This is a genomic window from Desulfobacter curvatus DSM 3379, assembly GCF_000373985.1.
GTDB lineage: Bacteria > Desulfobacterota > Desulfobacteria > Desulfobacterales > Desulfobacteraceae > Desulfobacter > Desulfobacter curvatus.
Genome location: NZ_KB893063.1, coordinates 1 through 23815 on the forward strand (window position 1 = coordinate 1; position 23815 = coordinate 23815).

The 23815-nt window shown below is 48.1% G+C and carries 18 protein-coding genes; 13 read left to right on the plus strand and 5 right to left on the minus strand.

Going from position 1 to position 23815, the window contains the following annotated elements; all coding sequences use genetic code 11:
- The first annotated feature begins 374 nt into the window (after positions 1–374).
- From B147_RS0114220 to B147_RS0114245, 6 genes are all read left to right on the plus strand, one after another.
- A complete protein-coding gene (locus tag B147_RS0114220; RefSeq protein WP_020587864.1) occupies positions 375–695 on the plus strand; it encodes an Hpt domain-containing protein in 321 nt (106 codons plus the stop codon).
- A gap of 1 nt (position 696) precedes the next feature.
- Positions 697–1812, plus strand: a complete 1116-nt coding sequence (locus tag B147_RS0114225; protein WP_020587865.1) for a PP2C family protein-serine/threonine phosphatase — start codon at positions 697–699, stop codon at positions 1810–1812.
- On the plus strand, positions 1812–2255 hold the full coding sequence (locus tag B147_RS0114230; protein WP_020587866.1) for an ATP-binding protein: 444 nt from the start codon (positions 1812–1814) through the stop codon (positions 2253–2255). The genes B147_RS0114225 and B147_RS0114230 overlap by 1 nt, the downstream gene beginning before the upstream one ends.
- A gap of 102 nt (positions 2256–2357) precedes the next feature.
- Complete coding sequence (gene phoU / locus B147_RS0114235; protein ID WP_020587867.1) at positions 2358–3005, plus strand: phosphate signaling complex protein PhoU; 648 nt, start codon at positions 2358–2360, stop codon at positions 3003–3005.
- Positions 3006–3037: 32 nt separating this feature from the next.
- Complete coding sequence (locus tag B147_RS0114240; RefSeq protein WP_020587868.1) at positions 3038–3727, plus strand: response regulator; 690 nt, start codon at positions 3038–3040, stop codon at positions 3725–3727.
- Between the two features lie 60 nt (positions 3728–3787).
- Entirely contained in the window at positions 3788–5617 is a 1830-nt protein-coding gene (locus B147_RS0114245; protein ID WP_020587869.1) for a sensor histidine kinase, read from the plus strand.
- A 61-nt stretch (positions 5618–5678) separates the two neighbouring features.
- Here the strand turns inward: B147_RS0114245 and B147_RS30320 are convergent, their stop codons facing one another.
- Positions 5679–7010 (minus strand): HAMP domain-containing protein, encoded by a 1332-nt coding sequence (locus tag B147_RS30320; protein WP_020587870.1) that lies wholly within the window; start codon positions 7008–7010, stop codon positions 5679–5681.
- Between the two features lie 180 nt (positions 7011–7190).
- Positions 7191–8036, minus strand: coding sequence for an amidohydrolase family protein (locus tag B147_RS0114255; protein ID WP_020587871.1), 846 nt, complete (start codon positions 8034–8036; stop codon positions 7191–7193).
- A 237-nt stretch (positions 8037–8273) separates the two neighbouring features.
- Here B147_RS0114255 and B147_RS0114260 point away from each other — a divergent pair, with 237 nt between their 5' ends.
- From B147_RS0114260 to B147_RS0114280, 5 genes are read left to right on the plus strand one after another with little or no spacing between them, the layout of a single operon-like run.
- Complete coding sequence (locus B147_RS0114260) at positions 8274–8948, plus strand: precorrin-2 dehydrogenase/sirohydrochlorin ferrochelatase family protein (RefSeq protein ID WP_020587872.1); 675 nt, start codon at positions 8274–8276, stop codon at positions 8946–8948.
- 5 nt (positions 8949–8953) lie between these two features.
- Positions 8954–9781: a cytochrome C assembly family protein gene (locus B147_RS0114265; RefSeq protein ID WP_245569019.1), complete on the plus strand. Its 828-nt coding sequence runs from the start codon at positions 8954–8956 to the stop codon at positions 9779–9781.
- A 24-nt stretch (positions 9782–9805) separates the two neighbouring features.
- Positions 9806–11101, plus strand: a complete 1296-nt coding sequence (gene hemA / locus B147_RS0114270; protein ID WP_020587874.1) for a glutamyl-tRNA reductase — start codon at positions 9806–9808, stop codon at positions 11099–11101.
- Positions 11102–11112: 11 nt separating this feature from the next.
- Entirely contained in the window at positions 11113–13425 is a 2313-nt protein-coding gene (gene mrcB / locus B147_RS0114275; RefSeq protein WP_020587875.1) for a penicillin-binding protein 1B, read from the plus strand.
- A complete protein-coding gene (locus B147_RS0114280; protein ID WP_020587876.1) occupies positions 13422–13925 on the plus strand; it encodes a hypothetical protein in 504 nt (167 codons plus the stop codon). Before mrcB ends, B147_RS0114280 begins: the two co-directional genes overlap by 4 nt.
- Here the strand turns inward: B147_RS0114280 and B147_RS30325 are convergent.
- Positions 13922–17173: a transporter substrate-binding domain-containing protein gene (locus B147_RS30325; RefSeq protein ID WP_169400716.1), complete on the minus strand. Its 3252-nt coding sequence runs from the start codon at positions 17171–17173 to the stop codon at positions 13922–13924. The genes B147_RS0114280 and B147_RS30325 overlap by 4 nt on opposite strands.
- 397 nt (positions 17174–17570) lie before the next feature.
- On the opposite strand from B147_RS30325, the gene B147_RS0114290 reads away from it, so the two are divergent.
- On the plus strand, positions 17571–18857 hold the full coding sequence (locus B147_RS0114290; protein ID WP_020587878.1) for an Hsp70 family protein: 1287 nt from the start codon (positions 17571–17573) through the stop codon (positions 18855–18857).
- A gap of 28 nt (positions 18858–18885) precedes the next feature.
- Positions 18886–19872 (plus strand): nucleoside recognition domain-containing protein, encoded by a 987-nt coding sequence (locus tag B147_RS0114295; protein WP_020587879.1) that lies wholly within the window; start codon positions 18886–18888, stop codon positions 19870–19872.
- A gap of 49 nt (positions 19873–19921) precedes the next feature.
- Here the strand turns inward: B147_RS0114295 and B147_RS30330 are convergent, their stop codons facing one another.
- Together B147_RS30330 and B147_RS0114305 are read right to left on the minus strand one after the other, a co-directional pair.
- Entirely contained in the window at positions 19922–21847 is a 1926-nt protein-coding gene (locus B147_RS30330; protein ID WP_020587880.1) for an ATP-binding protein, read from the minus strand.
- Entirely contained in the window at positions 21844–23751 is a 1908-nt protein-coding gene (locus B147_RS0114305) for an ABC transporter substrate-binding protein (RefSeq protein WP_020587881.1), read from the minus strand. Before B147_RS0114305 ends, B147_RS30330 begins: the two co-directional genes overlap by 4 nt.
- Positions 23752–23815: the final 64 nt, after the last annotated feature.

Below are 23815 nucleotides of genomic sequence, written 5' to 3' on the forward strand. Positions count from 1 at the left end.
GATTATCCATGGCTGAAAGAGCGTCTGTCCGCCCCCTTTCAACTCCGATTAGTGTGAGACGGCAACCACGGACAGGTAATCGAAACAGTTTCAAGCCTGGAATGGGGGAGAACTATGCCCGGACGGAATGAAAATCTTCGGTACAGGCCATGGTTTGTGTAGGAAGAACTACCTTTCCGATGCCTTCTGAAAGAAGGAAAGGCGGAATTTTCCCAAAAAGGAGTGGGCGGAACAACTTCGGCCGACCTTTTATTATTTATGCGTCAGCACTGCATTCATAAGTTAATTCTTTACAAGAGTGCTTATGTCTCTTATACTTTTGTGTTATTATAATGGCTCACCTTTTAATACACAATTTCATTACAGGTAATTTCATGGATTTTCGCAATATTGAGTCGTTTCTAAGCGTTGATACAAGTGAAGCCGAAAAACTGGGGCGCCTTTTGGCCAGCACCCTGGCATCTGATCTGGAAAAGATCCGCCGTAGTCTCCGGGATAGTGATGCGGAATCCATTAGCTTTGTGGCACATTCCTTAAAAGGCGCTTCCGGGAATCTGGGATTTGAAAGACTTTCTCAACTTGCTGCGGCTATAGAGGCCCGTACCCGGGCGGGCAGGCTTGACGGTTTGGATGGTTTTCTGTTGGAAATGCAGCGCCTTTTAGAAAAACTTGAAGGCAGTCTGTCGGGAAAGTAATATGGCGGACGTATATTCCATCCTTGTGGTTGACGACAATCTGTTGAATCTTAAGCTCATTGAAAAGGTGCTGACCAAGGAGGGGTATATTGCCCTCGTGGCGGACAATGGGCCTGATGCCAGGCGTATAGCGGCGCAAGAACATCCGAACCTTATCCTGCTTGACATTGAAATGCCTGGTGAAGACGGATTTGAGGTTATTCAGAAGCTTAAAAATGATGCGGCCACCGCCACCATCCCCGTGCTTTTTTTAACGGGTGTTTCCGAGGTGGATATCAAGCTGAAGGGTTTTGAACTTGGGGCTGTGGATTATATACTCAAGCCCTTTCATCCCCAGGAGGTCCTGGCCCGGGTACGTATTCACCTAAAACTTTCCATTGCTACCAACTCCCTGGTTCAGGATCAGGCCAGAAAGCTGCGCCAGTTAACCCAGGCCCAGAACGCCATGCTGCCAAGGCCTGAAGACTTTCCCGATGCCGGATTCAGTGTTTTTTATCTGCCCCTGGAAGAGGCCGGTGGGGATTTTTATGATATTTTAAATATTTCGAATCAGATTACCGGATATTTTTTGGCGGATTACTCCGGGCATGACATTGAAACCTCGTATGCGACTGCTTCGGTCAAGGCGCTTTTGGCCCAGAACTGCACCCCGGTGTATTCGCCCAGGGAGAGCATGAAAATGATCAATGACGTGCTTGTGGAAATTATGCCTAAAGAAAAATATCTCACCGCATGCTACATGCACCTGAATCGCGGCACAAGGGTCATGACTATAGTGAATGCAGGTCACCCCCCCGTAGTTTACATGCCCAAGGGGAAGGAACCTTTTTTCATCAAAGGCCAGGGGGACATCCTGGGCATGTTTGCCGATGCGACCTTCGGCATAAAAAAAATAGCAGTGAATCAAGGGGACCGATTTTTTATCTATTCAGATGGCCTGGTGGAATCCACAGAAAAAAAAATATCATGGCCGGAAGGGATAAAAAGGCTTTTATCCATCCTTGATGGGGTGGGCAAGATTGATCTTTCTGATGTTCCGAATATATTGATTTCCCGACTTTTTAACGGCGAGCCCGTACCCGAGGATGATATTGTTTTTTTATGCATTGAGGTGTGATGATGCCTGAAATCCTGGATTTTTATGAAATCAAAGAGGAGAAAAATCGTGTCTTCATACGATTTTCTTCCGCCATGGAACATATTGACACGGCCTGTGCCGAGGTCCTTCTTTTTCTTCGATCCAAGGGACCAAAGTTTTTCCCCCATTTGTTTGCCGTGAATTTAGGCATGCGCGAGGCCATGGCAAATGCCGTGCGCCATGGGAATAAATACGATTTGCGCAAGTTTGTTTCCATGGAACTGGACATAAGCCGGGATTCGTGGCTTCGTATAAAGATTTCCGACCAGGGACCGGGTTTCGATTGGATGCGCGTGCAGGATCGGGTGGCACCTGATGAAGCTGATCACGGCAGGGGCATGAGTATCATGCGAACCTATTTTGACCTTTTCCATTATAATGAAAAAGGTAATATCCTCTATCTTGAAAAACAGATCTTGTGATAAAATTAATTCCTCGTTAATACAATCCTAACCAATTCCTAATGATTTCAGGGTAAAAAACTAACATTAGTTATTCTTTTTTTAAAGCAGTGAAGGACTTTTATGAGCAATCAGCTTACCCGTGCCATGCACAAGATCAAAAAGGAGATTCTATCCCTTGGCGCCATGGTGGAAGACCGGTTTAAAAAAACCATATACGCCGTCAAGACAGATGATCTTGAGCAGGCCATCCAGATCATCGAGACCGATTACCTGGTGGATGCCCAGGAGGTTGAGGTCGAAGAGGAGTGCCTGAAAACCCTTGCCCTGTATCACCCTGTGGCAACGGACCTTAGACTGATTACGGCCGTGATCAAGATCAACACTGATCTTGAGCGTATTGCCGACTATGCCGCAAATATAGCCCGGCGGTTTAAGGCAAGCGGCCGAAATTCGAATTCTTTTCAATATGACTACACCGCCATGGCCGACCAGGCGGCAAAAATGCTTAAACTCAGTCTGGATGCCCTTGTCAGCCTGGACGGAAATCTTGCCTATAAAGTAAGAGAGATGGACGAGAAAGTTAATGCCATGCGCAATGAAGCCTACAGTGTCATGAAGGAGGCCATACTCAAAAATCCGGAAAAAGTTGAGGAAATCATCAATATGTATCTTATTTCAAGGCACATTGAGCGGGTGGGCGATCACACTAAAAATATTGCAGAGGAAGTCATTTACCTGATAGAAGGTGAGATTATCCGTCATTCTTGAATTTTAACAATAACGAAACACGGAAATAAAAAATGTCCAAAGAGACCATATTGATTGTTGATGATGAGGAAGACATTCTTGAACTGATAAAATTTAATCTCAAGGGTGAGGGCTACAATATACTTCAAGCCATGACCGGTGAGGAGGCCATTAAAATTGCCAAGCACTCCGGCCCTGATCTCATGGTACTGGATTTGATGCTGCCCGGAATTGACGGGCTTGAAGTCACCAGGTATTTGAAACATAACGATGCCACCACGGATATTCCCATTGTGATGCTCACTGCAAAGGGCGAGGAATCCGACATTATCACCGGCCTGGAACTCGGGGCCAATGATTACATATCCAAGCCTTTCAGCCCAAGGGAGCTTACGGCACGGATTCGCGCTATTTTGCGTCGCCGCCAGAAAAGTGTCGCCGACGCACCGGTCCGCGTTCGTCAGGAAGGAGATATGGTCATTGACCGGGCCAAACACCGGGTCACCATTGAAGGTAAAATTGTCGAACTGACGTTGTCGGAGTTTGAATTGCTCTCTTTTCTGGCAGAGAAAAAGGGATGGGTCTTTACCCGGGGGCAGATCGTGGATGCCATTCACGGTGAAAATTATGCCGTGACCGAGCGCAGCATTGATGTTATTATCGTCGGGTTGCGTAAAAAGCTGGGTACTTATTCATCCTGTATTGAAACTGTTAGGGGCGTGGGGTATCGTTTTAAGGAATAGGTACGCACCCATTCCCTGCCCTTATAATCACATAAACCAAAAATTGGGCAACACATCCCCATGTATCGTAAAAAAACAAAGCTGATTTGGCGGATTTTTCCATCATTTTTATTTATTACTCTTTTATCATTGACTGTGGAAGCTTGGTATTCCACCAGCTATTTCAAAAGTTTTTTTCTTGAAACCGCCGAGCAAGAACTGATGGTCAGGGCCTCTTTGATGCAGGACCAGCTTGCCCATGCCCTGTCTGTGGATGGCTTTTCTCCACAGCAGGTTGATGCCTTGTGCAAAAATATGGGAGAAAAAATTCAGACCCGAATTACGGTCATTCTGCATTCAGGGGAGGTAATTGGGGACTCCTTTGCCAGGGTGGAGACCATGGAAAACCACCGGGAACGGCCTGAAATTAAGACGGCATTTTCCGGTAAGAAGGGTATGGCAGTCCGCTATAGCCCCACCCTTGATAAAAAGATGATGTATATTGCCCTTCCCATTGATCAAAGCCGGTTCGATCCCGTTGTGGTCCGGACGGCCATCTCCATTTCGCATATCGACGCCAAGGTTGAGGCCATGCGCAATTCAATTGCCCTGGTACTGGTTTTGACCACCATGGCTGCGGCCCTGGCAAGCCTCTATGTTTCAAGGCGCATTACCAGGCCCGTGGAAAAAATGCGTCAAGGGGCCCAGGCGTTTTCCAAGGGCAACCTGACCAACCGGCTGTCCTATCCGGATACCATAGAGCTGTTCCAGTTGGCCGAGGCTATGAATTTTATGGCCTCGGAACTTAATAAAAAGATCATGGATGTCAGAAACCGCAGTCGGGAGCTTGAAGCAGTCCACACCAGTATGGAGGAAGGTGTTATTGCCATTAACGGCCAGGAGCAGATCATTACCGTCAATAAGGCTGCTGCCAAAATATTTGACTTCCCGCCGGAAACGTTGAAAACAAAGCATGTGCTGGAGGTCGCCAGGAATTATGATCTGCAGGTATTCATTAAAAAAGCCCTTGCCACCAAAGACCCTGTGGAAGATGATATTGTCATTGACGCAGATGATCGCATAGTGCTTAATATCCATTCCACAGCCTTATATGACGCCCAGGACGAGCGCATGGGCACCCTGATCATTTTTCGTGACATCACCCGGATGCGTTTGCTCGAAACCATGCACAAGGATTTTGCGGCAAATGTTTCCCATGAATTAAAAACACCTTTAACCACAATTAAAGGATTTATTGAGACTTTGTTACAGATGACCGCGGAGGATTCAGATGCGCCGGACCACGAGTCTTCCGCCCAGTACAGGCGGTTTCTGGACATCATTGAAAAAAACGTTAACCGCATGGTCAGCTTGATTGATGACCTTTTGGCCCTTTCAAGATTGGAGCGTCTTAAAGGAACCGATATCCAGTTTGAGCCCCATCCCCTGGCCGGTCTGATCCAAAAGGTCGTTCGGTTTTGCACGGACAGGGCCCAATCCCGGGGGATAACCATGGAAGTCCACTGCCCGGATACCATTACCGGTATGGTAGACCCCACGCTCATGGAGCAGGCGGTGTTTAATCTGGTGGATAATGCCATAAAGTACAGTGGTGATGGGACATGCATTACCATCAATGCAGAAATGAAAGATGGCAATATTGAAATCCGGATTAAAGATACGGGCCAGGGTATTGATGCGGCGCACCTGCCAAAAATATTCAACCGGTTTTACCGGGTGGATAAGGGCCGGAGCCGGGACCAGGGCGGCACGGGTCTGGGGTTGGCCATTGTCAAACATATTGTCCGGTACCACAACGGCCGCATTGAGGTGGATAGCCGGCGGGGAAAGGGAACGTGTTTCACCATTACCATTCCCGGGGCCACAGAAAAGGAAACGGTTTCAGGGTAGAGGGTAATCGCATGTAACTATCCTGCAGTTTAATATCATTTTTCAGTTACTCTTACAGAATTCAACTTGGCCTTTTGCAACAAAAATTTCCATGGTCTTGACTGACAGAAGAGTGCACATCCTTCTTTTTTTTCATTTTAATATACCATTTTTCTTCGCTATAAAGCTCATCCATGCACTCTGGGCACAGGCCATGACTAAAAGAAGCTTCAGAGTGTTTCTCAATATATGATTCGAGTTTATTCCAATACCCTTTATCATCACGAATTTTTTTACACTTGGAACAAATTGGGACAATCCCTTTTAAGGTTTTAATTTCGTCCAAGGCAATTTCAAGATCCTTAATCACTTTTTGTCTTTCTTTTTGCAGCTGTTTCCTTTGAGTTATTTCAATTTCAAGTTTATCCCTGGATACGGTTATTTTTTTAAGGTTTTGGGTCATATTATTGATCTCTTGAGCCAGGATACTGAACTCATCATTAGAAGGGACTGAGATCCGGGTTTGAAAATCTCCCTGCCCGATATTCTTCGTCCCTTCTATCAATAAGTTAAGGGATCTATTAAGGAATTTTGATATGATAAAAGAGAGTAAAAAGGAAAGGATAAAACTGCATACAATTAAGACAACACAAATCCATTTCAACTTGATGAGTTTGTTCAGCTCAGGCCCAACAGAATAATCTACACCAAGGATGGCAATTGTATCGTTATTCTCGTCTAAGATGGGAATACTTCCTGATAAGGATTTGTAGAAATCATCTGTTATCAATTCATTATGAATATATATTTTATGGTCGAATTTTGAAAATGGAACAAAAGATCGGAACAAAGTACCAATGGGTAGCCCCGGCCAACCATCGTCCGTTGCTTCAGCGTCTGAAGAGGCAAGATACATCCCCATATTGGGGGGCAAAGTATCCACTCCAATCATAAGATATGTTCCCATCATGCCCAGTGTAAACCCCTCATGGCTGGTTTCCTCATAATCCTCCAACAGAGGTACTGCATCTTTATAGCTGGCATAATTTATCATTTTAAGACGATGCAGAATCGTTTGAAAGTCTTCTGACGATTGAATAATTTTTACTTTTTCCGGAGGGATACTTCTGGCAGTTCCACCTACCGGAAGTGCATCAATTACCTGCCGGTCAAATTCAACTTCTTCAAAAGCCTTTGTTTTTAACCGTTTGATGGCATTTCTACTGTCGTGATCGAACAGCATTGCACCGACACTGCCAACATCTCGAAGATTTTTCTGCAACAACCCTAAAATTGTTTGATGACTTGCCACATAAAAATAATAAACACCAAGACTGGTTAGGCCAACAGACACCAGACAAAATACAATTCGAATTTTCCATTGAAATGATAATTTAATTTTAGGTTTTCGCATACATCATCCCATAGATTATCAATTTTCAACAAGTTGAGTTTTAAATTATAAATTTTACTGGGCTTGACTTTTAACCATACAAGTACATGAAAATGTCCATTCTTCATGTACTTCATGGTGAATTAAGCAATGAAAGATTATTGTATCTCAACCTGAAAACGGTTTGAAGCGGTGTTTTTATTATAAGTCCGGGTACAGGGCCCGGGTATTTTCTCCGAGCACCATCCGTTTCTGATCTAAAGTCAGCTGAGATTGGTCAATGTCCCTGTAATACCTGTCAGGGGTAAGTAGGGGATAATCCGTGCCGAACAGAACTTTTTCCAGTACCCCGGCCTTGAGGGCCATATCATAGATTTCCGGGTCATAAAGAAATACGGACGCAGCCGTATCATACCAGATGTTTTTAAGCCGTTCTTTCATCTCTTTTTTCATGATGTGGTAAAAGAAGATGCCGCCGCCCCAGTGGGCAAGAATGATTTTGTTGTCTGGAAAGGTCCTGGCCAGATTGTCAATCTGCCCAAGGGTAACAGAAGTTTTTCCCGGATAGTAATGACCCACAGGCTCATTGGTATGGATCATACACGGTAAATTGCCCTTGCGCCTGAGAACGTCCATCACAGGTTCCAGGAAGCGGATGGCCTGATCATCAATGCCGGACAGGTAAAAGGCCAGTTCTCCCACCCCGGAAAGCCCTGCATCAATACAACGTTCAGCCTCTTGTGCCGCACCTTCCCAGGACAGATCAAAACAGGCCAGACCCCGCAACCGTTTCGGGTGGGCCGTGACGGCCTCAATTATCGCATCATTGTTTCTTTTTGTGTATTCAGGGTTACGCCATGGAAATCCGAAAACAATGGAGACATCCACCTCATGTTGGTCCATGGTTTCTATCAGTTGAGGCACCGTTGTAATTTTTGATTTTGGGGAATCATATAAAAGCGTGAATTCAGGTTCGCCGTCAAAGAACGGGGTCCTGTTATCTGCAACGGCCTGGAAAAAAAGATGGGTGTGGGAATCGATAATCACGGCATGACCTTTTTATATGAAACTAGAGACAAGATACAAGAAACAAGAGAGCGAAGCGCCTGCGGCGCCCATTTTAGCCCTGAATTGCTGGAGTCATTAGTTTCATTGTTTGTTGTGGGTTGAGTCTGGGCGTCGATAGACCAGGTCAGCCCATGGCTGTTATAAAGATTGAAAAAAACTAACAGGCAATATATATTAAACCCCCTGCTCAAACAAGGGCGAATAAGGGATGAGGTGATGGATTACTATCCGATTTTTTTAGATGTTAAAGACAGAGACTGTCTTGTGGCCGGCGGTGGGGCTGTGGGAACAAGAAAGGCATTTGGCCTTGCCCGGGCAGGTGCCCGGGTTACCGTGGTCAGCCTTGGGTTTTCAGATGAATTGTTAAATCCATCGTTTTCTGCCATCACTTTAAAAGAAAAAGAGTTTGAAGATTCGGATCTGGACGGTATGAGCCTGGCTTTTGCCGCTACAGATAATATGCAGTTAAATGCCGCGATACGGCAGGCGGCACAAAAGAAAAATATATTGTGCAATATTGCTGACGGCCGGGACAAAGGGGATTTTATTCTGCCGGCGGTGGTGGACAGAGGCGATCTGTTATTTGCCGTATCTACCTGCGGGGCAAGTCCGGCCCTTTCAAGACACCTGCGCATGGTGCTTGAGGCACATTTCGGTCCTGAATACGGCATCCTTGCAGCCCTTTTAGGCCGCATCAGAGCCCTTTTGCTGGAACGGGAACATGATCCCAAGGGGCACCGGAAAATTTTTCGTGCCTTGCTTGATGCCGACTTGCCTGAAAAAATTGCCGCGGGACAAACCCGGCAGATTGATGCCGTGCTTGCCAAGGTCTTGGATGACGGATTCAGTCTGGCAAGGCTTATGCCCGATTTCGGTACCAGGGAGTTGTGATGTTTATGAATATTCCTTTTATCCTTTTGCAGTGTGCAACGTTTTTTTACCTGATAAGCACAGCCGGGTATTTTTGTTATCTGTTTCACCAGAAGAATCGAATTCAGCAGACCGCCCTGGGCGCCGTGGGCATCGGGGCCGTGGTGCATCTGTTTGCCATTGTGCTGCAAAGCGCGGCACTTGGCGGGCTGCCCATCTACACCCTTGGCCAGAGCCTGTCCATGGCAGGTCTCTCCCTCGCCGCCATGTTCATTTATACCCAGTACCGGTTCCGTTTAAAAATCCTTGGGGTGTATGCCACGGCCATGATCAGTGTCCTGATGCTTGCGTCCATCTTTCTGCCCGAGGCGGCCAAGACCCCGGACAAGATATACAAGGGCATTTTCTTTTTCGGGCATATTATTCTTATTTTTACAGGGGAATCCATGCTTGCCCTGGCCTGCGGTGCTGGTATCCTTTATCTGCTCCAAGAGCAGGGAATCAAAGGAAAAAGTCCGGGGTTCTTTTTTAAACGGTTGCCCTCTTTGGATTTTCTGGATGCAGTTTCCTATACCTGTATTACCACAGGATTTGCTTTACTCACATTTGGGCTTGTCACCGGCTTTATTTATGCCAGATCCGTGTGGGGCAGTTTTTGGCGATGGGATGTAAAAGAGGTGTTTTCCCTGGGTGCCTGGCTGGTGTATGCGGCCCTTTTGCACCTGCGGCTCTATTCGGGGTGGCGGGGGCGCAACTCCGCGGTCATGTCCGTGATTGCTTTTATCATATTAATTTTTACCTTCCTGGGGGTGAATTTCTTCCTTGGCGGGCATCACCAGGGGTTTACCCAATAAGAACAGGACGCAGATTAATCCATTATGTCAAAGATAATTCTGATTGGTGCCAGCCATAAAACCGCGCCTGTGGAGCTCAGGGAAAAGTTGTCTTTTTCCCAGGAACAGGTTGAAACGGCCCTGGAATTTGTAAAACAAGAGTCAGGTATCAAGGAAGGCCTGGTTTTTTCCACCTGCAATCGTCTGGAATTTTTATATATCCCGAAAAACAGCGATGGGGAAAATAACGACAAAGTTGATGCCGTTCTGGCATTTATTTCTGAACTCAAGCAGTTACCTGTTTCAGAATTCAAATCATCCCTGTACATCCACACCGATGACGACGCTGTCCGCCATCTGTTCTGCGTGGCTGCAAGTCTTGATTCCATGGTGGTGGGAGAACCCCAGATCCTGGGACAGGTGAAAAAGGCCTATAAAACCGCCGTAAGTGCCGGTACAACAGGGGTATTGCTCAATCGTCTGATGCACAAATCCTTTTCCGTGGCAAAGCGGGTGAGAAAACAAACCGGCATTGGTGATAATGCCGTGTCCATTTCCTATGCCGCCATTGAACTTGCTCATAAAATTTTTGCCGATCTTGCCACCAAGAGCGTCATGCTCATCGGGGCCGGGGAGATGGCGGAACTGGCTGTTGAACACCTTATGGCCCACCATGTGGAAAAGATTGTGGTGACCAACCGTACATTTAAAAACGCTCTGGAACTGGCCCGTAAGTTTAACGGTCAGGCGGTTCAGTATGAGGAACGGGTATCCGCACTGGCAGATGTGGATATTATTATCAGCTCCACCGGGGCCACGGATTATGTGTTAACCCGTGACCAGGTCAAGGGCATCATGAAAAAACGACAGAATAAAACCCTGTTTTTCATTGATATTGCCGTGCCCAGGGATATTGATCCCCGGATCAATAAAATTTCCAATGCCTATGTGTATGATATTGACGATTTGAGAAATATTGTTGAAACAAATATCAGTCAGCGGGAACAGGAAACCATAATGGCACAACGGTTTGTGGAGGAGGCTTTGCTGGCTTTCCGCCGATGGTTGGATGAACTGGCCGTGGTGCCTACCATTAAGGCCATTAACCGAAAAATGACTGACATTGTGAATTTGGAATGTGAGAAAACCCTGGCCGGGCTGTCCCATTTGTCAACGGGTGATGCCGAATCCATCCGAAGGATGACAAGGGCCATTGCATCCCGTGCCATCCATGATCCCATTTTATTTCTGCGTAACACCGGTGATCACCGGGACGATTCTTTGTATTTGAATATCGCCCGGCAGTTGTTTAATCTGGACATCCCGGATCACAATTATTGAAGGTGAGTTAAATGAAATTGTTGAGGCGGTTGATCATCTTTTTACTGTTGTGTGCATGCTTGGTTGTCTTTGGTTATGCTTATTTGATCAATCATCAGGTGGCCCAGCGGTTCAAAGACCGGTTATGGGATATACCGGCTAAGGTATATGCCAGGCCCATGACCCTTTATCCTGGGTTACCGCTGTCCGTTAAATCCCTTGGGCAGGAGTTGGATCTGATGGGATATAGACGGGTTTCAACCCAGGCGCAGCTGACAGTGCCGGGCACTTACGCCAGTTACCAAGGCCGGTTTGTCCTCAATTGCAGGCCCTTTAATTTTGGAACCCAGAGCCGCCCCGTGCGGCGCATAGAGCTCATTATATCCCGCGGCCGGGTAACCGATCTAAAATCTTCAGACCGCACCGCAGACATGGAACAGTTGGACCCGGTGCTCATCGGGCAGTTCTACCCATCCTCCATGGAAGACCGTGTTCTCGTGAATACCGAGGGTATTCCGGCGTTGCTTAAAAAAACCATTGTTGCCGTGGAGGATAAAAATTTTTATTCCCATTACGGTATTGATTTTAAGTCCATTTTCCGGGCCATTGTGGTGAATATCCGGGAGGGCCGTTTTACCCAGGGCGCCAGCACCCTGACCCAGCAACTGGCAAAAAATTTTTTCCTTTCCCCTGAAAAAACACTGAAACGCAAGCTCAGCGAAGCGTTTGTCGCGGCAGCCATTGAGCGTCAGTTTACCAAAGAGGAAATTCTTGAAGCTTATATTAACGAAGTTTACCTGGGACAGGACGGTGCCAGGGCCATTCACGGGTTTGGTTTGGCTGCTCAGTTTTATTTCGGCAAGTCTTTGGAGCTGCTCTCCCCAGGGGAAACGGCACTGTTGGTGGGCATGCTCAAAGGACCGTCCGTTTACAATCCAAGGATTCATACCGAGCGGGCCACAGCCCGGCGAAATACCGTACTTGGCCTCATGGCTGACCAGAAACTGATTTCATCCTCCCAGCTGACAAAATTACTTGGCAGTCCCCTTGGCGTTATTCCGGTACCCCGGCAATGGCGGTTTCCCTTTTATCTGGATCTGGTTAAGCGCAGACTGCTCAAAGAGTACCGTGAAGAAGATTTAAAAACCATGGGGTTGCGTATTTTTACCCCGTTTGATCCGCTGGTGCAATTGGCTGCGGAAAAGGGCGTGGCCGATTTCATGGCCGGCAGGAGCTCAAAACTTCAGGCAGGTGTGGTGGTCACGGCCTGTGCCACCAATGAGATCCAGGCCCTGGTGGGGGGAAAGGAACCTAAATACGAAGGGTTTAACCGTGCCCTGGATGCAAAGCGTCTGATTGGCTCTTTGGTGAAGCCTGCGGTATATCTTTCGGCATTGGAACGGCCTGAAAACTATACTCTGGTGACCCGGATCCATGATGAGCCTATTTCGTTGAAAAGTGGCGGCCGTCTTTGGAAGCCCATGAATTATGATAGGAAATTCCATGGGGAGCTGCCCTTATACCAGGCTTTGGTCCACTCCTACAATACACCCACGGTCAGGCTGGGCATGGATCTGGGTTTGGAAACGGTTTTTGCAACCATGGGGCAGTTGGGATTCAAACCCAATGCCCCGCTTGTGCCTGCAATGCTTTTGGGCAGTTTTGAGATGACACCGGTTCAGGTTGCCCAGGTCTACCACACCCTGGCCTCGGGGGGATTTTATACCCCGGCCCGGGTCATAAACGCCGTTTATACCCCGGACGGAGAAACGCTTCAGCGTTATCCTTTGCGTATTGAACAGCACCTGGATCCGGGTGCCGTATTTTTGGTGGACAAAACACTCCAGGCTGTGGTCCGCGAAGGTACGGGGCGATCTTTGTCCAGGTGGCTTTCTCCGGATCTGGGCATTGCAGGAAAGACCGGTACCACTAATGATCTGCGGGATACCTGGTTTGCCGGCTTTTCCGGGAATCGCCTGGCCGTGGTCTGGGTGGGCAGGGATGACAACAAGTCCACAGGGCTGACCGGTGCCTCCGGTGCCATGCAGGTCTTTGGCCGGATTATGACACAGGTCCCCAACACACCCCTGACCCTGACCCCTCCAGAAAATATTGAGTGGGCGGTTATCAATCCCCAGACCGGGCTTGCTACGAATAATAATGTCCCAGGTGCCCTTGCCGTGCCTTTTATCCGCGGGTCTGCCCCTGTTGTTTCCGATCCTGTTTTCGACCCCGGTACTGACGTCGCTCCTCCATCCACGGCACCCCTTGGGCCCGACAAACAACCGGTGCAGAAAAAAAAGCCGCGATATCTCATTGACTGGCTCAAGGATGTATTCAAATGAAAAAATTTTGTTTTTATCTCATTGTCATGTCCCTTGTCGTTGTATCCGCCTGTGCACAAAAAAGACCTGTTTCAATGCCACAGTCCCATCTGCCGCCTGCATCCGTGCCTGAAATCGGCGGGCCTTCAACGGATCAACGCAATATGCCCGATGATTCGGCCGTTTCGGGTCAGGATGCGGGCCAAAACCCGCTTCTGTCTGCGGTCCGTCCTGTTCAGCGTCCCCGGCCCAAGGCGTTGGCCCGGATGATCCGGAATGCTGAAAATCAACTTAAAAACAGGCAGCCTCAACTGGCCTTTTCCACCCTGGAGCAGGCATTGTACATTGACGGTCAGGACCCGCTGGTATGGCACCTGATGGCAAGGGCCCAGTTTGACCAGGGAAATGTTGTCCAGGCGGTTTCCTTGGCCAAAAAATCCAATAGCCTGGCTGCCGCCTATCCGGACGTAAAGGAAAAAAACGCAGCACTTCTTCGCAAAGCCCAGGGCAGTGCTGATTAGGTGGCTGACTCAATGGGTGTCGTCTGCGAGGCTTCTATGGCCTCGCACAGTTCCCGATGGCGTCGTGAAAATATCTGAAAAGAGGTATCCCAATCAGGGTTGTCCGATTTCAGGATCTCCTCAAGCTCATTGGCCGCCTTTCTCAATGGCATCGCTCCAATGTAGGCGGCCTGCCCACGGATTTTATGAACCTGTTTGGCTGCGGTATCCGTATCTCCGGCATTCAAGGACGCCTGCACTTGTTCAAGGACGCCCTCATTTTCATCCATGAACAGATTCAGCAGCTTTTGAAAAAGACTTGCGTTACCGCCCAAAATTCTTAAAACCTCCTGGGGATCAATACCGGCAATCTTGGGCAAGTCGGCAGAGGGGGACAATGATTCGTCCGGAACAGATCCCTTTCGCGTATCTGCTTGTGGTGTAGACTGCAGAGGACAATTTCGGTTTTCTTTCATATTTCGTCGCAGCACATATATCAATTGTTCCGGATCCAGCGGTTTGGGTAAAAAGTCATCCATTCCGGCATCCGTGGCTCGTTTCTTTTCTTCTGCCGTGGCCCCAGCGGTGAACGCAATAACAGGAAGCGTAAGCCCCAGTTGCTGATATATGGCCCGGGTGGCTTCCACACCATCCATGACAGGCATCTGAAGATCCATCAACACCAGATCGTAATCGTCCGGATTTGCTTCCAGAACCTCGATGGCTTCCCGGCCGCTTTGACAGTCGGTAACAACAATACCCTCTGCTTCCAGAATTCGCCTTGTGATTATCAGGTTAATGCGGCTGTCGTCGACCAAAAGCAGTCGAACACCTGCCAACCTTTGGTCTTGCCTCTCCTGAATCGTCATGTCATTCGTGACATGCTGTAATTTATCGGTGTGGTATCCGCTTTGATTTTCTGAGATCTTTCCCGAAACCGTAAACGGCAGATCCAACCAGAAGGTGGATCCCCGACCTGGTTCACTTTCCACGCCGACATGCCCATCCATCATTTCCGCCAGTCGATGGACAATGGAGAGCCCCAGCCCGGTACCACCGTAGTTTCTGGTGGTACTGGCATCTTCTTGGCTGAAGGGCTTAAAGAGCCTTGATTGTGCCTCCGGTGCGATGCCCTTGCCACTGTCTTTGACCGTAAAGCGAAGAAGTATCTGGCTATCTGGAATGTCCCTTGAAACTGAAGTGACCGTCAGGCTGATCCCCCCGGCATCGGTAAACTTAATCGCGTTACCAATAAGATTGACCAGCATCTGTTTCAGTCGATGGTCGTCACCGTACACCCCTTTGGGAATGTCGGCCGAAGGCTCGGCCACCTCGAAATTCAAACCTTTGGTTTCGGCATTCACGGTAAAGAGCTGCCTGATGTCCTGCAGCAATCCGGGCAGAAAGAAATCACGGGGATCTATTGACAATTCCCCGGCCTCAATTTTGGAGAAATCCAGAATGTCGTTGACCAGGTCCAGCAGCTGCCCACTGGCCGTCTGAATGACGGAGAGATCGTTCAATCGTTCTGAATTGAGCGCATGCTGACTCATCAAGTGGGTCATGCCGACGATGGCGTTTAAAGGCGTACGGATCTCATGGCTCATGGTTGTCAAGAAACGGCTCTTGGCCTGGTTGGCGGCTTCAGCGGCTTTTTTGGATTTTTCCAGCTTTACCTGCATCGATTTGAGGCGCCGATTCGAATAAGTCATGAAGGCGATAATCAAGACAGCCGGCAACCCAAATAGAGCAATCCACCGTATGACGTCGCGCAACGAGAGTTTGTTTTCATATTTGACTGAAATCCACTTTCCCACAATCTCTGTTTTTTCATTTTCACCGAGGCTGTCTGAGGCTTTTTGCAGGATCTGTCCTAAAAGAGGTTCGTCTTTTCTTGATGCGATACACAGTTCCAGGTCGAAATTCAGCCTTCCGGCAATTTTGAGGGCCGTCATTGCATTTTTTTGCATGATATAGCCCACTGCCGGCATGGAGTCGATATAGCCGTAAATCTCTTTTTTTTGTACTTTTAAAAGACCGTCTTCAGCATTCTTGACGTCCACAGCGTTAAAATAGGGGTTTTTCGTTTTCAAAGGTTCTGTATATGCCGAATCTTTGATGATTCCTATGGGTCTGTTTCCCAATTCTTCGGCATCGTTGACAAACTGACCTTCTATCCTTGTCACGACAACAATAGGCAGGATGATATAAGGTTTGGTAAAATTCATGGCGTCATGCCTGCTGGCGACATCCATGGAAATCGGCAGAATGTCACATTTTTTTTCCCGTATATTTTTCAATGACTCTCCCCACTCTTGTGTGGGAACCAGCTGGAATTTTGTATTCAGCCTTTTTTCAAAGAGCTCTAAAAAGTCAGCGCTTATTCCATCATGCTTCCCTTGATCACTGATCCACTCATAAGGCCGATAATTTGGGGTAGTACAAAACTTTATTATGCCTTTTTTGTTAAGGTACTCACTTTCTTCCTTTGTCAAGTTTACCTTGATGTGTTTGTCGTTGGCGGCTGTCTCTTTGAATGAACCGAACCACTTGTTTTCCAAAGGTTCAATATCTCCGGGTGTCAGATTCGCGAACGCTTTATTGAGCATCGAGATCAGCTCCGGGGCATTGTGATGCGCCATGAAGTGGTATTTGCCGCTTTTACCCCTGTCCAGCTCCTTGAACCAGCCGGAAATTTTGAGATCGTTCAGGCCCATCTTTTTCAGATGGTAACGTATGACAAGTCCGGACGCCACCGTGGCATCTGCGGCTCCCCGTGAGACAGCATCGAGCATCTCCCTCATCCCATTGACAGCCAGTAAACGCACTTCAGGATGGTGTTTTGAAAGATATTCTTCGGTGTGCCATCCTTTTCCAACGGCCACTGTTTTACCATACAGCTGCTTGATATCATGGATATCCGGAGAATTAATTCGTATGGCAAAATTACTTTTCAGCCGCATATAGGGTTCCGAATAAAGACCGAATTTTTCTCTCTCCGGGGTTTTGGCCAGCGTATGCAACAGGTCAAGTTCATTTTTTTTGAATTTGTTTTCCAGTTGCTTCCAGGTGTAGCCATTAACATACTCAATATGTAGTCCGATCTTTTCAGCTAATATATTTAGTAGATCAATTGTGTACCCGGCCGGCTTATCGCCTACTGCAAAATCAAAAGGAGGGTAATCCGTCTCGTTGCTGGCCCTGATGGCCGGATGTTTTTTAAGCCATGCCTCCTCATCTTTGGTTAGCGGGATATGGGAAGGAGACATAATGACTTCTTCAGGCGACTGAAAACTATGAAGATCTCCGGGAGAAAAGAGAAAAGCAAATAATATCAAAAGGATAAATGTTTGAGGTTTTGTTAACATGTGAACTACTCGCTGATAAAGGGGGATAATTTCCATAACAGCCATGGGCTGACCTGTTTTTTCACCGTGGTTCAGCCCAGAACGAAAGTTGAAAGATCTGTGCTGGTTACATAGACGTTTTTATAAATAATTAAGTGTGTATACCGAACAATAGGTATGAAATCAATTTCTTATATGCGTTGGTCCTGATATTATGACAACTGGGGCTTTTAATTTATGCCGTAATCCTGTAAATATATCGGCTTATTTTTTAATCGTTAATAGTCCCGGTATTGCCGGGACACTTTCAGGAACGCGTATGTCCCCTATATTTGGCATTGATTTCGGCACCTCCAACTCTGCATTGGCTGTAAGTGTTGATAACCAGGTAAAACTTTTGGATATTGATCCGGGCAATCCCCTTTCAAATTCTTTGAAATCCATTCTTTATTTTATGAAGGAAGAGGGGCAGAATTTGTCCTTTGTGGGCTATGAAGGGGTCAAACAATATATCGACAACGGTGCTGAAGGCCGGTACATGCAGTCGATTAAATCATTTTTATCGGACATTTCCTTTCAGAAAACAAATGTCTACGGTAAAAATTACACCATAGAAGAGCTGATTGCTTATCTGCTCAAAACTATGAAGGAGCGGGGGGAAAAGATTATTGGCCGGGATGTGGACCAGGTTGTACTTGGCCGGCCGGTTGTTTTTTCAACGGACGGAGAACGGGAACGCACCGCGACACAGCGGTTGATAAAAGCCGCCCGACTTGCCGGGTTCAAGGAGATTGCACTGCAGATGGAGCCTGTGGCTGCTGCCCGGGCCTATGAGAACAGCCTGCCCTCCAACCAGGAACAGATTGTGCTGGTGGGCGACTTTGGTGCCGGCAGTTCTGATTTCACCGTGCTCAGGGTGGGCAATCCCCCGCACGCCGGGGACAGGGAAAAGGACATCCTTTCCGTTGGCGGGCTTTATATCGGCGGAGATGATTTTGATTCCCTGATCATGCGCCACAAGGTGGCAAAGCACTATGGTACGGATGTTAAAGTCAAATCCATGTTCAGTGATAATTTAACGGGATTGTCCCCGCTGGTGTTGAGCCATCTGATGCAATGGCACCGCATCCCATGGCTTCGGCGTCCCCGAACCCTTGGGAATATAAAAGAACTCAAGGTCTGTGCCTCTCTCAGGGACAAGCGCCTGCTGGAAAACCTGGAACGTTTGATCCAAGATAACTATGGGTATTTGTTATTCCGGTCCATTGAATCCGCCAAGTGCCGCTTGTCAGCGCATGAAGATGCAACAGTGGTGTTCAAGGATTACGGCATTGCCATTGAAGAGTCTGTCACAAGAACCGAATTTGAAGATATGATTCGGGCTTTGGTTGTAAAGATAGATGCCTGTGTGGCGGATACCCTTGTCAATGCAGGCGTTGGCCCGGAACAGGTCAATGCGGTGTTTCTGACCGGCGGTTCTTCCTATATTCCGTTGATCAGGGCCATTTTTCAGTCCCGGTGGGGGGCAGATAAGATCAAGACCTCCGACGCTTTCACCAGTGTGGCCTACGGGCTTGGCCTCGAAGCAAGCCTCATGGCGTCGTAAAAAGCATTTTACAATACAGGTTATACCCATGGAAATTTTATTATCTTCAATTGTGTTTACGGCGGATTTGGTGTTTCGAATGGGTTCGGTAATGTTTATTAGTCTTTTCGGGGTGGAGCTGTTCATGCAGATGGGGCTGATGCGCTACCTGGAACCTGTTGGAAAGCCTGTGGCAAGGGTCGCCCGGCTGCCGGCCGAAACAGCGTTTTGTTTTCTGGCGGCAATAGGTTCCATGATCGCGGCCCACACCATGGCCGCCCAATTCCATGCGGATGGACGTTTAGACGATCGTGAGCTGCGGCTGACCGGCATCCTAAACACGGTGCCTTTTCATCTAAAGGAGACCCTGACCTTTCAGCTCCCCATTGTTTTACCTTTGCTTGGGGGCCGTCTGGCCATGATTTACATGGCCGCTTTCTGGATTACCGGTGTGCTGAAACTTTGCTATGTGCTGGCCCGGGGACGGGCCTGGGGCAATGGCAGTGAGCCTTTGGAAACTGGAGAAGACCCGTTTTCAGCCTATGAATGCACACCGGGCGATGCGAATTGTCTTAAGCGCAGCTTTACCCGGCTTTTGAAAGACAGCTGGCATGCCCGAAAAAAAATGTTTTTCAAAATGATAGGTGTGTTGGCGGTTGTGACCCTGCTGGTTCAGGTGCTCACTGAGTCGGGCATGCTCTCCTGGGTAGAGTCGGGGATTGCTCCTTTGACATCCGCCCTTGGTCTCTCCCCGGCCGTTATTGGTCCACTCACCACCTACATATTCAGTCCGGTTGCGGGGATCAGTTATATGTCAACCCTTTTGACCCAAAACAGCATCACCGGATATGAGGCGATCACGGCCCTGATCGCCGGCGGTCTTCTTATGATCCCCATTACCCGCCTGCGCCGGACCTTGCCCCGGTATATCGCCATTTACGGAGGGCGCAACGGTGCTGCCATCTGTGTTCTGACCATGGCGTTCGGTCTTTTGTCCAGAATACTGGTTCTGATCTGGATACTCTTTTTTTATTAGTTTTTCAGTGAGTTAACGCTTTCGTGATAGGTGCTGTCTATCTTCCGGGTTAGGGTTTCTTTTCCACCGGAAGGCAGATAATAAATGCGGAACCCTTCCCAGGGCTGGATTCCACTCTGATATCCCCGTCATGATTCTCTTTGACAATGAAGTAGGATACAGAAAGCCCGAGGCCTGTTCCCACGCCCACCGGCTTGGTGGTATAAAACGGCTCAAAAACGCGTTTGCGTATCTTTTCGTCCATACCCGGACCATTGTCCCGGATTTCCATGCATACCTGGTTTTCCTTTGTTTGAAACCAGGTGCGGATAATGAATTCCGGTTCTTTTTGTCCGAATTCCTGCATGGCCTGTGCCCCGTTTCTGAAAATATTGAGCAAGACCTGCTGGATTTTGCTGCTTTCACAGGGTACCTTGGGGGTGTCACCGGCCTGGTATGCTTTGGTGATCCGGATCAGTTTGAAATCATACTCTTTTTTTAAGTTGTAATCCGTAGCCGCCAGATCCAGGGTTTTGTCCAGCAGATGTTCCACCACGTTTAAGGAGATTTGGGACTCCTCTTTGCGGGCAAAGGAAAGCATGTTGTCCACAATATCCGCTACCCTGCGTCCAGATTGGTTAATGGTGCCGATCATCCGGAAAATACCCCGGGATTCCATAAAGGCCTGGATAGCTTCCATTGACGTGCCGGCCTGTTCAGCGGCCCGGATATTGGCATCTATTTTTGAGTCCATTGACAATCGGCTTTTCATGACGTTGGCCGTCTGGAGCATGCTGGCCAAAGGATTATTTATTTCATGGGCCATACCGGCGGCAAGTCCGCCCACTGAAAGCATTTTTTCCGACTGAACCATCATCTCTTCAAGACGGACCTTTTCCGTCACGTCGTCAAGCCGGATTACAGCGCCTTCCACGCCGTTATCTATCAAAGGATAGATGGTGACGTCTTCGTAATGAATTCCGTTTTCCGAGGGCCTGGGATTTTTGCGCTTCCGGTGTACTTTCCGGGTCCGGATGCTTTCAAAGATTTGCTGCATCTGTGACGCCATCTTTGGAAGTACGTCTGAAAGGGGTTGGCCCTGGGCTGTTCCGGCCCGGATACCTGTGGCCTGTTCTGCAGTCTTGTTCCACTGGGTAACCTTTCCATGACCATCCACGCCGATGAGCACCGAAGGCATTGAATCAATAATATTGGACAAGTAGTTCTGCAGGCTGCTTAACCGGGATATTTTTTCCTTGATGGAGTCTCGCATGAGTTCAAAGGAATGGGCCAGTATCCCTATTTCATCCTTTCCGCCAAGATTTATTCTTTGATCCAGATCTCCTTTGGCCATTCGTGCGGAAATATCTGTCAGCCGGGTAATGGGGTATGTAAACTGGGCCACGACACATGAGAGAAGGATGGTGGCCGTAAGGCTGATACCGACCATAATAAAGAGCATGAAGCTGAAAAAGGTTTTGGCGTCGGCGTACTTGTAATCCAGCGGCAGGGTGTAGGCGATGCGCCATTCCCAGGGTGCAAACCGCTTAAAGGTACACCAGTACCCCACGCCGTTTAATTTATAGTCAAAACTGCCCTGTTCCGATTTGAGAATTTTTCGGTCTGATATGCCGGCAAGGGGTGCCGGGGTGCCGGGCGGCAGGCGAGGGCTGAAAACCAGGTTTCCCTCATGGTCAAGGATGAGCAGTTCAACGCCGTCTTTTTGATTTTGCACAACCTGAGCTATGTTCTCCAGAGCCTTTTTTTTAAAGTCCTGCTCATAGACGTCAACCAGTTCTGTTTTTTCGAGTCGCTGATGGTATGAACCCAGGAGGCCGAGGATTCCGTCGATTTTTTCTTCATAAATGGATTCCTGGCTTTTATCTATAGTTCGCCGTAGCTGAATGTCCGATAAGGCAAGCACGGAAAAGGTTGTCAGGACAAAGGCACTGACGATAAAAAAAAGAAGCTTAAACGTAATGGAGTGATATTTCATGGCAGGATTTCCCCGTCCTTTTCGACAAAATCAGCTTCTTCGATCAGTTCCATGGGAAAGACGATCCCCATGCGTTTGGCCAGCTTCATGTTCAAAAGCACCTTTGAGTATTTGTTGGTGGTTACAGGAATGGCAGAGGGCGCCGTGCCGTTCAGGATTTTCAAGGCGGTTTTTCCGGCCCACCATCCCTGTTCTTCACCCATTTTTATCCTACCCAAAAGGACGTACGCGATATCATTTTCACTGACGCCGCCAGTGATGATTCTTGTGCTTTCAAGGACAAAATCTTCCACCGCTTTAGGATTCCAGGCTTTGATACAGGAGCAATCAATCAATATCAGCATATCCACCTCATCTTGGAGCTTGAGATACACTGTTTTCCACTGATTAAAACTGGAAACCAGCCGCATCTGCCAATTTGTTATGTCTATTCTCTTTTTTAAATGGGCGATCTCCTTTCGGTTTGACAGGGTGTCCGTGCCGATGAGTCCAATCCGGTTCCCCCGGGAGAACTGTTTCATCAGGGCGATGGTTTCCGCATATGGGCCGGCTTCCACCATACCCGTGATGTTGGGGGCGGGGAAGCCGTACATTGAGGCATCAAAGTTGACCCCACAGAACACAACAGGCAGGTCTGAGTTGACATAATAGGGTGCGATGACGTATTTGCATGCATTGTCGTCGCTGGCCACCACAATGTCAGGTTTCCAGGTTTCAATCACGGACTTGGCCTTGAGTGCCGCCTTTTTTTTAAATGCCTCTCCCTGGTTGCGTTTGGTGTCCATACGCACGACTTTTACCTGAATCGGGCTAAGGGATGTGTCCGTGGTATTGCTGTCCGGGTCAATGTCTATGCCCAGGGCCTTGAACAGTCCTTTTTCAATACCGTCACTCCATTGATAGCCCTTGTGGTAAGAGTTGATATAAAGCAGTTTTTTTTGCGCCGTGCTGACCAGTTGGGCGTAGTCCATCAGGGTCATGGGAAATTTAATGCCAAGCTTTTTGGCCAGTGTCATGTTCAGGTAGATTCGAACCTTTTTGTTTGTGGTGACCGGGATGTCGCCCGGAAGCCGTCCATCCAGAATTTGAAGGGCGGTGCGGGCGGCATATTCCCCTTGCTCCTCACCGTTTTTGGCATAAACGATCAGGGCGTAGTCAACCATGAAGTTATCCATTGCCAGTGTGGGCACCTTTGTATGGGCATTGACAAAGGTTTTCATGGACTCGTGGTTGAATCCTTTGACGGACCGGAATTCCTGAATCAAGACCATGTCGCATGCTTCCTGGAGTTCAAGAAAATCCCGTTTGAGCTGATCAAAGGTCTTCGCAAGCCGGACATTGAACTGCACTTTAAATCTCTGGGTTAGTTGTCTTACTTTTTTTTGTTGGGTTTCCGTGTCCGAGGACAAAAATCCGATTCTGCCGCCTTTTGCGAACTGCTTCAAGGTGGCCAGGCCGGTGTCAAAAAAGGAGGTTTCCACCATGCCGGTGACGTTGGGCGCCGGGAAGCCATACATTGAGGCATCCCAGTTGATACCGCAGAACACGACAGGAAGATCCGTGTTGAGATAATACGGCACGATCAGGTATTTTGCGGCATTGTCGTCCGAGGCAATCACCACGTCCGGTTTGAAGGTTTCAATGCGTTTTTTTGCCCTGAGTGCCGCAGTCTTTTTAAATTCCAGGGCTTTGTTTCTTTTGGTGTCCATCCTGAATATTTCAAGTTCAATATCAGGTTTGGCATCCAGGATCTTATGGATGCCCCGGGTGACCTGGGTGCTCCACAAATATTCCGGATGATAGGAATCCACATAGAGGATTCTCTTTTTCTGGGCTGAGCAGGGCATCACCGCAGCAAACAAGGTCCAGCACGCAATTAAAATTATGGCAGCCTGTTTTTTCATGACGCTTTTTCCATATGAATTATCGTCCTTTGGGCGGCTGTTCGCTCATAGCGATGAACTATAG